Below are 8,752 nucleotides of genomic sequence, written 5' to 3' on the forward strand. Positions count from 1 at the left end.
TAGGTCGCCGCCAACCTATTATTAAAAGCCCTTTACTGTTAAGTAAAGGGCTTTTTACTTTTAAACCAAATTAGTAACCAAGTTTGAGTTACCAGGTACTAGGCCATGGAATATTTTAGTTACATTATCGGTTATTCCATTCAATAGTGTTATTTTATAATGACCAATATTGAATTCTTGCCCTGTGACCTGTGACTCACAATAGCCGTTAACCTATTTATGAATAAAAAATAGTTGACACGTTGGTGTGTGGCACACAGAACACCACGGCAGATTAGATAAAAAAGGATAATAATGAAAGCATGATCCACTACCTAGTAATCGTTCTAAGCATTTTTAAATAAAGAAATAATTTTTTATGAAAGAAGCAAAATACAACTATTCAATTTATATTTTACTGATTATCTATATTGGTATGTGTTGTTATAAATTGTCAAACCCAGGAGTGCAATATGATGAGTTACTATTCGTAAATGCCGCTACTTATTATAGATTTGATACAAACTTTGTATTAGTTGATTGGAAGGGATTTCCGATATTGTTAATGGCCTACATTGGAGCATTGAAATCTTACTTATATTTTCCAATAATAACTACATTCGGCGTTAGTATTTATACGTTAAGACTTCCTGTTATTTTAATTACGGCAATATCGCTTTTTACTATTACTAAAATTTCTAATAAGTATTTTTTTAAAGAATTCTCCTTATTGGTACTGCTCCTTTTAGTTTTAGACCCTTCACTAATTTTTATAACAAAATTAGACGTTGGGCCTAATGTGTTAGAATTATTTACAAAATGTATGGCTTGTTTGTTTCTTTATTTGTTTTTTATTGAAAACCGCAACTTGAAATATCTAATATGGGGATGCGTATTTTTAGCGTTAGGATTATTTAACAAACTTAATTTTATATGGTTTATTAATGCGCTATATGGCACCATGTTTTTATTTCAATTCAATAAAATAAGAAAGCTTATCCTATCTAAGGATTACAAAAGCTTAAAACCATTCATAATTCTCACTTTAGCCTATTTGGTATTTTATGTTTACTTCATATACATCTACTTTTCATTTAATTTACATAATGAGGAAGCAAATAATTTCGTTAGCCTCTTTCAGAGAAGATATAATCAGGTTCTTTCTTTATTGGATGGTACAAGTTTTTTGAAGTATCTATATGACATTAAAACCCGATCAATTAATCATGCATTTTACATTTTATGTTGTGTGATTTTTTTATTGGCTTTTGTATTAAATTTAACACTGTTAAATAATAAATTCATTCAGAAATATAAAAGAGCATATTATTTTATATTAGTTCTTTTATTGTTAGAAACAATACAGTTTTTTTTAACGAAACAAGCAAATGCACCTTGGCATGCTTTTTCTTTATACCCATTGTTTGCGTTATTATTGGCATATTCTATCTATACCATTGCTAATGCATTCATTAATAGCAAAACTCTTTCAAATACTATCGTAATAGGATGTGCTACAATAATTACTGGGTATCATATTATAGTTGTAAATGATTATTTTAAATTGCTTGGCACACCACCTAAAAATATACATTGGTCTGAAAAAATTTATGATTTAATACGTTTTACCAAGCAAAATGAAGGATATTATATTTCTATGGATTGGGGAATACACAATCAACTCATGGCTTTTAATCCCAACAATAAAAATTTTGTAGAAATATTTCCAATATTTACTCAAGATCAATCTCTAGATACTAAAAAATGGCTAAAAGAAACCTTTTTTAGTAAAGAAACTACCATTTACATAATTACACACCCGAAAGACGATCAATTAAACCAAGCAATATTTAGCAACTTCCTAAAATTTGCTCAGGAGATGAATTTAGAAGTACTTCCACATAAAATAATTGGTGAGTTGAATCGAGATATATTTATTATTTATAAAGTCAATGTTAAAAAATAGTAGCGTGTTTAAATCATGTTTCACCTTATACTGGGTTTATATAAAACATAACGATAAGCACATCTTCAATAATTTTGATATCTTAAAATTAAAGAAACTTATAACAATAAAAATAGAGGAGTAACGCCCTTTTTCGTTACCCCTCAACTAAACCAATTTTTCAGATAGAATTAATTATTCTTTTATGCCAATATAAATTAAATTATCTTCTACTTTGATTGGATAGGTCTTTATAGAATAATCATCGCCTGATAGACAGTTTCCATCTTTAAGAGAGAATGATTTTTTATGAAAAGGACAAGCAACCTTCGGTTCACCGCTAATGTCACCTATCATTCCTTTTGATAAAATCATTTGTTTTTTGTGTGGACACATATTGTCTGTTGCAAACCACTCATTACTACGCGTAAAATTGAATATGGCAATTTGGTTTCCTTGAATCATTGCGCAAGCGCCTCCGTTTTCAGGTACATCTTTGATTGTACCTGCTTTATACCAAGTAATTTCAGTCGTTACAGTTGTTGCATTTTTCATAATTGTAAAGCGTTAAGGGTGAATTATGCATTCCAGTTTGCAGGTTTCTTTTGTGTGCGCATTTCGCTAAATGCCATCGTTTCATCTGTTTCATCTGAATTGATAAATGTGCTGAAGCGTTTTCTCAACTCCGGATTTTCAACGACTTCTTTCCATTCACAATGATAGGTGTCAACAAGTAGTTGCAATTCATTTTCGAATTGAGAACACATACCTAGACTATCATTGATAATCACTTCACGTAAATAATCAATTCCACCTTCTAATTTATTGATCCAAGTAGCAGTGCGCATCAACGGTTCAGCCGTGCGAATATAGAAAATCATGATGCGGTCTATGTATTGAATGCATGTTTCGTCATCTAAATCCGTTGCAAATAATAAGGCATGTTGTGGCTTCGCTCCGCCGTTACCACAAACATATAAGTTCCATCCTTTCTCAGTTGCAATAATACCAAAGTCTTTACTTTGTGCTTCTGCACATTCACGTACACAGCCCGATACAGCCATCTTTACTTTATGCGGAGAACGTATTCCTTTATATCGATCTTCAATGCGTATAGCATAGGACACAGCATCTTGAATTCCAAATCTACACCACGTAGAGCCCACACAACTCTTTACTGTACGTAGGGATTTTCCGTATGCATGCCCACTTTCAAAGCCTGCATGAATAAGCTCTTCCCAAATATCAGGTAACAAATGTACCGGTGCTCCAAATAAATCGATTCGTTGGCCGCCCGTAATTTTGCAGTACAAATCATATTTTTTAGCAACTTCACCCAATACAATTAATTTATCAGCAGTAATTTCGCCACCTGCAACACGTGGCACAACCGAGTAGGTACCTCCTTTTTGTAAGTTTGCTAAAAAACGATCATTCGAATCTTGTATCGTAGCTTGTTTTAAAATTACTTCATTCCAAACACTGGCTAGGATAGAAGCGACAGCTGGCTTACATGTTTCGCAACCATGGCCTTTACCAAGTTCCGTTAATACAAGGTCGTAATTTTTGTATGCATTGATTTTTATGAGATCCAATAATTCCTGACGCGAATAATCGAAGTGTTCACATAATACTTTTTTAACAACTTTTCCTTGAGATTTTAATGTTTCAGAAATTAAGTCGTTTACCATTGGTACACATCCACCACAACCTGTTCCAGCTTTGGTGCATTTTTTCATGCTGGCTAAATCTGAAATGTTTTGATCTATTACTGCCGAACAGATTGCACCTTTTGTAATTCCTTCGCATGAACAGATTAAGGCTTCATCAGGAAGACTCATAACACCTGCATTTCCTCCTTCAGATTTGCCTTCACCACGCGAACCGAGAATTAAATCTTCTGGATCCGGTGGTAAGGACATCTTATTATTAACCATCTGCAACAACATGTTATAGCTTTCAGCATCGCCCACTAATATTCCACCTATAACACGTTTTTTATCTGCAGATAAATTTAAACGCTTGTAAATTCCTTTGTCTTTATTTTCGTAGGTAATTGCAACAGAACCTTCTTCTGCGCCAAAGGCATCTCCAAAGCTTGCTACATCAACACCTATTAGTTTTAATTTTGTTGACATATCAAACGAACGAAATTCTTTACTATGTTCGTTTATTAAATTCTCCGCAACAACCTCTGCCATTTCATAGCCTGGTGCAACCAAACCATAAATCATTCCCCAATGCAAAGCACATTCGCCAATTGCAAAAATGTTTGGGTCTGAAGTTTGAAGCGTGTCATTCACTTCAATACCACCTCTAGGACCGACTGTTAATCCAGCTTTTTTTGCAACTTCATCTCTTGGTTTAATCCCCGCTGAAACGACAACCATATCTAGATCTAGTCGCGTGTCGTCTGCAAATTGCATTGCTGTTACAGATTCTTCTCCATCAAAATAAGAAGTACTTTTATTTAAGTGTATAGATAAACCTAAGGATTCTAATTTTTCTTGTAAAATTTTAGAGCCTGCTTCATCCAATTGTCGAGGCATCAATCGGGAGGCAAACTCAATAACATGAGGCTTTAAACCCAAGTCTAATAAAGCTTTTGCTGCTTCTAAGCCCAACAATCCGCCACCAATTACGGCACCTACTTTTGATTTCTGAGCTTGATTGATCATCATCTCTAAATCTTCAATGGTGCGGTATACATAGATACCATCTTTTTCTACGCCTTTAATCGGAGGGACAAAAGCTGCAGAACCTGTTGCCAGAATTAATTTATCGTAGGCATATACATCACCTGAAAATGTGGTAACAGATTTCTTTTCTCTATCAATTAATACAACTGGGTTTCCTAAAACCAAGTTGATGTTATTTTCTGCATACCACTCCAATGGTGCCATTGTTAAATGATCTGCTGATCGTGTTGCAAAATATTCACTCAAATGAACTCTATCATATGCAGGTCTTGGCTCTTCGCCAAGCACAGTAATCTTAAACCTGCCTGAGGGATCCTTCTTCTTTAGCTTTTCGCAAAACTTATAACCAACCATTCCGTTGCCTATAACTAAGATTTGAGTTTCGTTTTTCATATCTAAAAGGGACTAATGTTAACTACGTAAGCAAAAATACGTAAAAACTACGTATATGCAAATAATTATACGTAAAAATACTTAGTTTTATTTTTGTTTAAAAAAATACAACTAGATTTAAACAAAAACACCTTACCTTTGTTTTATAGAGATATAGATAATTATTCGTGGTTCAGTATTCAATAAAAGATCTTGAGCGTATTACCGGCATTAAAGCTCATACAATTCGTATTTGGGAGCAACGCTATAATATTATCTCGCCCCAGCGTACTGAAACCAATATTCGTTTTTATTCAAATGATGATTTAAAACGCATTTTGAATGTAAGTATTTTGAATAATCATGGTTTAAAAATTTCTAAAATTGCTGATCTAAGTGATGAAGAATTAAATCAAGAGGTTAAGAATGTTGTTGATTCAAAAGATGCTGAAGACGATCAAATAGAAGGTTTAATTATGTCTATGATTGAACTGGACGAAATTCGGTTCACGGAGATCATTGATAAGAATATTAAATCATTTGGTTTTGTTAAAACAATCGAACAATTTATTTACCCATTTTTTGAAAAGATAGGTGTCCTTTGGCAGACAGGTGCTATTAATCCTGCACAAGAGCATTTTGTTAGTAACCTGATCAGACAAAAAATAATCGTTTCTATCGATTCAGTTTCTGCAAAAAATGATCCAACAAAAGATGTTTTCTTGCTTTTTTTACCATCTTCAGAATTACATGAAATTGGTTTATTAGTTTATCAATATATATTAAAATCGAGAGGACATAGAGTTGTTTATTTAGGACAATCTGTGCCGTATGAAGATTTAAGTATGGTGATGAATTGTATTAAACCTAAAAAGGTTGTAATGAGCATTACCAATCCATTTCCCGACGGAATGTTGCAAGAATACATAAATACCCTTCATGCCGATTTTTCAACTCTTACTTTTTTTGTTTCAGGGTATCAATTTTCTAGGGAAACGATACAATTGCCTCACAACTTTCATCTACACAAAGGGCTTACTGGATTCTTAGAGCTTCTTTAGTACTACAGAATTAGTAATAAGGTAAAAGCTTTTCCTCGAAAGTCATTTTTTACACCTAGTTTCTCTATTCCTATTAATTTATAGTTTTCCGAATGGGTTAATGAATCACTTAGTTTGAGTTTAAGTTATTTATTATTAGTATCTTATCTATTTTGTTTAATTAATATTAAAAATAGTTAAACAAAAACTTTTATGTTGTTTAACTATTTTATAATATTGTTAAACAGAAAATAAAAGAAACTATGTCAACTACAGAATTTTATACACTCGTTATGCAAGAGCAACGTCTATTGAAAAATTTCGCATTGAAGTTGACGATGGACCCAGATGATGCAAAAGATTTAATACAAGACACCATTTTAAAAGCGATTAAATACAAAGATAAATTTATCAGCTCTACCAATTTGAAAGGTTGGTTGTGTGTTATCATGAAAAATACGTTCATCAATTCATATAGAAGAACGGTTCGTAAAAATACATTAATTAGCAAATCGTTTGATTTGGCAACGGATGAAGTTCAAACTTCTATTTATGCGAATACTACGGATTCGCAAATTAATTACAAAGAACTTATGCGTGTTATTCATTTATTAAAAGATGAATTTAAACTTCCTTTCCTTCGTTATGTGGATGGATATAAATACAAAGAAATTTCTGAAGAACTTGAAATACCAATCGGCACGGTAAAGAGTAGAATCTTTATAGCAAGAAAAGAATTGATGGCAAAATTGAAAAATGAATACAGTTTATCTCGTTAATTATAACAGATAGTATTTTAATCAAAATATGTTGGCTTAATAAACTTATTAGAATTATGAAAATTACAAAGAGCGTACAATCCTTAATTGAAGAAATAAATGACGATCACTTTTCGTCTAACCCTGAAACTCCTATACGCATAGGTGCATTTGATTTAGATGATGATTTAAAAATTGAATTGATCAGCAAAAAGTTTAAAGATATCATGGATATTTTAGGATTGGATCTTACTGATGATAGTTTGAAAGATACTCCGAAACGTGTTGCTAAAATGTATGTAAAGGAAATATTTAGTGGCTTAAATCCTGCCAACAAACCAAAAATTGCTTTATTCGAAAATAAATATAAGTATGATGAAATGGTTCTAGAAAAGAACATTACATTTTATTCAAACTGTGAGCATCATTTTGTGCCGATTATTGGAAAAGCGCATGTAGCTTATATTTCAAATGGTACTGTAATTGGATTGTCTAAACTGAATCGGATTGTTGAGTATTTTGCAAAACGACCGCAAGTACAAGAACGTTTAACCATGCAAATTGCTGCTGAGTTGAAAAAAATATTAAACACGGAAGATGTTGCGGTTGTTATTGATGCAAAGCATTTATGTGTATCGATGCGTGGCGTAAAAGATGAATCAAGTGCAACAGTTACTGCTACATATTCTGGTAAATTTAAAAATGAAGATGTTAAAAAGGAATTTCTTTCTTATATAAAATAAGATGAATTATTTATTAGTAGGAAGTAGCTCTGCAATTGCTCAAGATGTGCATCAACAATTAAAAAATGATGGACATTCTGTATGGACTATCAGCAGAAACCACGAATTGAAAGGGGAGAAACATGCTACGTGTAATGTCACTTCAGAAGATTTTCCCAAAGATTTCTTACCAGAGGAATTACACGGTTTGGTATATTTTCCTGGTACAATTATATTGAAACCATTCAATCGTATTGCTATAGATGAATTTATAAGTGATTATACAATCAACGTACTTGGTGCGGTAAAGTCGATTCAAGCGACTTTGCCTGCTTTGAAAAAAGGAAATGCATCGGTGGTATTGATTAGTTCCGTAGCTGCACAAAAAGGCTTGAGTTATCATGCTTCCATCGCTTCTTCAAAAGCAGCATTAGAAGGATTATCACGTTCGTTGGCTGCTGAATATGCTCCAGTTATTCGTTTCAATGTTGTTGCACCTTCTATTACAGATACACCACTTGCAAATAAATTATTGAATACAGAAGATAAGAAAATGCTTTCAGGTAAAAGGCATCCATTGGCGCGTATTGGGGAGACTTCCGATATAGCCAATTCTATTTTGTTTTTGCTTAGTAAAAAGTCATCTTGGGTAACAGGACAAACCTTTGCAGTAGATGGTGGGATGTCTACATTAAATGTCTACAATTAATACTACAACCATGCATATCTTAAAACGCGTTACAAAATTACCGATATCTGTACATGAAGCATGGGAGTTTTTTTCTTCTCCTAAAAATCTTCAGACCATAACGCCGCCCTATATGGGGTTTATTATAAAGTCGGGTGCTGATGTAGCAATGTATCAGGGCATGTTGATCCGATATACCGTTACACCTCTTTTAGGTATTCCGCTTGATTGGGTAACCGAGATTACGCATGTGGCAGATATGAAATTTTTTGTTGATGAACAACGTGTTGGACCCTATGCAATTTGGCATCACGAACATCATTTTAAAGCAATACCAAACGGTGTTGAAATGACGGATATCGTTAGCTATAAATTGCCATTCGGATTCATCGGTACCTTACTAGAGCCCTTCATCGTGAAAGGTAAAGTAGAAGAAATATTTAATTACCGAAATAAAAAAATGGGGGAGTTGTTTGGGGAATATAAATGAATAGTATGAATTATGAATTATGAATTATGAATTATGAATTATGAATTATGAATTATGAA

Annotated in this window: 8 protein-coding genes and 1 pseudogene; 7 read left to right on the forward strand and 2 right to left on the reverse strand. The window is 32.9% G+C overall.

Annotation, left to right across the window (positions count from 1 at the left end; all coding sequences use genetic code 11):
• Window positions 1-544: 544 nt before the first annotated feature.
• Window positions 545-1,033: pseudogene (locus tag Q0543_RS17055) on the forward strand (glycosyltransferase family 39 protein); the annotation flags it as partial.
• Between the two features lie 195 nt (window positions 1,034-1,228).
• Window positions 1,229-1,945 carry a hypothetical protein gene (locus tag Q0543_RS13710; RefSeq protein ID WP_299254184.1) on the forward strand — a complete coding sequence of 239 codons (717 nt, stop codon included), beginning with the start codon at window positions 1,229-1,231 and terminating at the stop codon, window positions 1,943-1,945.
• Window positions 1,946-2,119: 174 nt separating this feature from the next.
• Here Q0543_RS13710 and nirD read toward each other — a convergent pair whose 3' ends face one another.
• Window positions 2,120-2,479, reverse strand: a complete 360-nt coding sequence (gene nirD, locus Q0543_RS13715; protein WP_299254186.1) for a nitrite reductase small subunit NirD — start codon at window positions 2,477-2,479, stop codon at window positions 2,120-2,122.
• Between the two features lie 23 nt (window positions 2,480-2,502).
• Complete coding sequence (nirB, locus tag Q0543_RS13720) at window positions 2,503-5,016, reverse strand: nitrite reductase large subunit NirB (RefSeq protein ID WP_299254190.1); 2,514 nt, start codon at window positions 5,014-5,016, stop codon at window positions 2,503-2,505.
• A gap of 167 nt (window positions 5,017-5,183) precedes the next feature.
• Between nirB and Q0543_RS13725 the strand changes: the two genes are divergently transcribed.
• The 5 genes from Q0543_RS13725 (at window position 5,184) to Q0543_RS13745 (ending at window position 8,693) form a co-directional block, all read left to right on the forward strand.
• Window positions 5,184-6,056: a MerR family transcriptional regulator gene (locus Q0543_RS13725; protein WP_299254193.1), complete on the forward strand. Its 873-nt coding sequence runs from the start codon at window positions 5,184-5,186 to the stop codon at window positions 6,054-6,056.
• A 242-nt stretch (window positions 6,057-6,298) separates the two neighbouring features.
• Window positions 6,299-6,814 carry an RNA polymerase sigma factor gene (locus Q0543_RS13730; protein ID WP_299254196.1) on the forward strand — a complete coding sequence of 172 codons (516 nt, stop codon included), beginning with the start codon at window positions 6,299-6,301 and terminating at the stop codon, window positions 6,812-6,814.
• Window positions 6,815-6,870: 56 nt separating this feature from the next.
• Entirely contained in the window at window positions 6,871-7,536 is a 666-nt protein-coding gene (gene folE, locus Q0543_RS13735) for a GTP cyclohydrolase I FolE (RefSeq protein ID WP_299254199.1), read from the forward strand.
• 1 nt (window position 7,537) lies between these two features.
• Complete coding sequence (locus tag Q0543_RS13740; protein WP_299254202.1) at window positions 7,538-8,224, forward strand: SDR family oxidoreductase; 687 nt, start codon at window positions 7,538-7,540, stop codon at window positions 8,222-8,224.
• Entirely contained in the window at window positions 8,211-8,693 is a 483-nt protein-coding gene (locus tag Q0543_RS13745) for an SRPBCC family protein (protein ID WP_299254205.1), read from the forward strand. Before Q0543_RS13740 ends, Q0543_RS13745 begins: the two co-directional genes overlap by 14 nt.
• Window positions 8,694-8,752: the final 59 nt, after the last annotated feature.

It is taken from the genome of uncultured Cytophaga sp. (assembly GCF_937863595.1).
Taxonomy (GTDB): Bacteria; Bacteroidota; Bacteroidia; order Cytophagales; family Cytophagaceae; genus Cytophaga.